Origin of the sequence: Halorubrum sp. SP9 (assembly GCF_005435015.1) — an archaeon.
Taxonomy (GTDB): Archaea; Halobacteriota; Halobacteria; order Halobacteriales; family Haloferacaceae; genus Halorubrum; species Halorubrum sodomense.
The window spans coordinates 1-2,554 of sequence record NZ_SGXU01000071.1 but is presented as its reverse complement, the minus strand read 5'-3'; the positions used below and the strand labels follow the sequence as shown (position 1 = coordinate 2,554).

Here is a 2,554-nt window from a genome sequence, read left to right as displayed (position 1 = left end):
GATCGACCCGGACGACGTGTCGGCGTCGGTCTTCCTCAACGACCTCGACCCGGAGCTTGTCCAGGACTCGCAGCTGCTCGACCTCGTCGACCGGACCCAGCAGTCGCGGAAGGCGTCCGAAGCGATTCGCTCCGGCAACTCCCTGATGCTCTCGCATCTCGTCGGAATCACCGAGCAGGACCTAGACGGCTCCGCGCTGCGGCTCCCGCTACGGCTTGACGACGTGATGACGAACAACGACGCGACTGCGTTCATCGGCGGCGCCGGGAACCCGAACACGGGGAAGACGAACCTGATGGCGCTGCTGGCGGAACTCCGCTCCGCGACCGTCGACGATCTCCTCGTCATCTCGAATTCGCGCACCTGGCCTCGGACGGACCTCGTGGTGACCAGCGCGCACGACCTCGCCGTGACGTGTATCGAGCATCGCGACCGGCCGAAGTTCGTGTTCATCGACGAGGGATCGACGCACTTCGACGCGCGGACGAACAGCTACGAGGTCGCGGCACAGTTCTCCCCGCTCGCCAAGCGGATGGCGAAGATCAACGTCGACGTCTTCGGAACGGTTTTCCACACAGGGAAGGACTGTCACCCGGAGCTGAAACGGCTGTTCACGACGGCGTACTTCAAACACTCGAAGAAAGAGGTCGACTTCTTCGCGGATTGGCCCGCTGATGCTGACAAGCCGACGAACCAGCTGTTCGGTGGGACCGTCGAGAACCCGCGACCGCGGAACCGGACCCTGACGACGCCGCTCCGTGGAACTGGAACCTCGAACCGGACCTCTTCTCACTCGACCTCGACTGGCCCGATCTCCTCGACGAGCTGCGCGACCGCGGACCAGCAACCTAACACGGTGAACTACCCTTCGACCCACCCACCCCTTTCAGTGGGCGGGAGCCTGCGCGACCCCTCCTTGTGGGGGGTCGCGCTTTCATATCAGACCTACTTCTACAAGCCAAATACTGGTGACAGTAAATGAGAATAGGTAGGTGATCATTAGTATGACACTACCAAAAGTATAAATTAAAATATGTACCATATTTACTCCAGCCGATCTTCTATACAATCGATACAGTGCTTCAGGAACTGGGATATTACGCTTTCGCACTTCCACTTTTTTGATTCCAGAAATAAGCAGATCACCAATAAATAATAGAACACCCATTGTCACTGAAGTAAAAATAGCCACCAGCATAGCAGTCAGAATGCTAATATCATCTGCCAATTCTGCGGAATATGGGAGAGTTGACACGAATAATGTGAATAATCCCATGGCGAGTGTCGTATATGATCGATTCAGATACTGTTCAACCCTACTTAGGACAATGACATTGTATTTTATGTCACTCTTCAACCGCTCTGACTCAGTTCCTACGGTATTATATCCAAGATTTGATATATAATCAAGCTCTTCCCGAGAAAAATTCACGATTCCCAGACCCTTTCCACTCATATACGGTCGAGGACGCGGCATCCTAATCACATCAACCGACCAAACCACCGAATCGACCAGTAACAATACCCCTAAAATAAAAAGCAGAGTACTAAGAGGAACCCCCAAGAAACTCAGAACTTCAGATTGCTCTTCAGGTGATAAAATCACAAACGGTTCAATTAAAACATCCACAGTAAGCAAATCAAGGTACAACTCACCAATTCTACGGAATACTTCAGGATCTCCAAAAGTAGCAATTACAGCGGCCGATGCTATTAATAACTGAATTATTCTTTCCGCTCTTACTTGTGTGTGCTTATATATCTCTAATTGTCTATTTAAGTGCTCCTGTAGACTCCGAGTGTTTATTTTGTCTATCAGCTTATCCTGACTTTCACCAATCATCTCACTCAGCTCTGTCTATCCGTAGACAGCCACCATACTGGACTATTCCCTGCTTTTTTCATATCTATAATCCCGTCTTCATTGAGTTGATATAATCTCTTTCTTGTCCCTGATAGTGAGAAATCCAACTCCTCTGCTACCTCAGACGTGGTCAAAACCGGGTCACTTGACTCATTGAATATAGAAATGATCTCAGAATCGGAGACTGTCTCTTTTCGTCCGGCCATTGTGCCCAATTCAAATTCGTAACACTAAATCGTTCTCGTAATTTAATCATTATACTGTAACCAGTTACAGCGATAGAACTATGTGATGTCAATACAATTTCGTCACTAACGGGAGCATTCCAAAAGCCGGGCCTCGCTGCTGGAGCAGCAGGCCCGCACGGGCTTCCGTGAGTCAGGCACGAAAGCCATGTCAGCAAACACGGCCGGGGGTATTCAATCCCCCCACGGCGGACGTGATCGCGCAGCAACCAGCGGACTCGCTCCGCATCAGTTTCACTTTCAGTCCCCGTACAAGGATTTCGGCTTTTATATCCCCCCTCGTCGGCGTGAGGTGATGCCTCCAAAGGAAGTTGTGCGGATCGAAGATGACGCAGATCGGTGGCGGTTCCTCTGTCCCCGCGGCCACCGAACGTGGGAACCGACGAATCACCATTTCTGGTGTCAACTCTGCGCGCGCCGCAATGACGCCGACGGCGTGTTCTAC

The 2,554-nt window shown here is 51.7% G+C and carries 4 protein-coding genes; 1 reads left to right on the top strand and 3 read right to left on the bottom strand.

The genetic code is table 11. The annotated features are described in order from the left end of the window. The coding region (locus tag EXE45_RS16290) for a hypothetical protein (protein WP_241989501.1) at positions 1–982 on the top strand (982 nt) is incomplete at its 5' end. Here EXE45_RS16290 and EXE45_RS16285 read toward each other — a convergent pair. The 3 genes from EXE45_RS16285 to EXE45_RS20775 all read right to left on the bottom strand — a co-directional run. Then, positions 935–1,843, bottom strand: coding sequence for a hypothetical protein (locus tag EXE45_RS16285; protein WP_137694940.1), 909 nt, complete (start codon positions 1,841–1,843; stop codon positions 935–937). The genes EXE45_RS16290 and EXE45_RS16285 overlap by 48 nt on opposite strands. A gap of 5 nt (positions 1,844–1,848) precedes the next feature. Next, a complete protein-coding gene (locus tag EXE45_RS16280) occupies positions 1,849–2,070 on the bottom strand; it encodes a winged helix-turn-helix transcriptional regulator (RefSeq protein ID WP_137694939.1) in 222 nt (73 codons plus the stop codon). A gap of 190 nt (positions 2,071–2,260) precedes the next feature. Next, positions 2,261–2,554, bottom strand: a 294-nt coding sequence (locus tag EXE45_RS20775; protein WP_206750480.1) for a hypothetical protein, incomplete at its 5' end; no start/stop codon positions are given.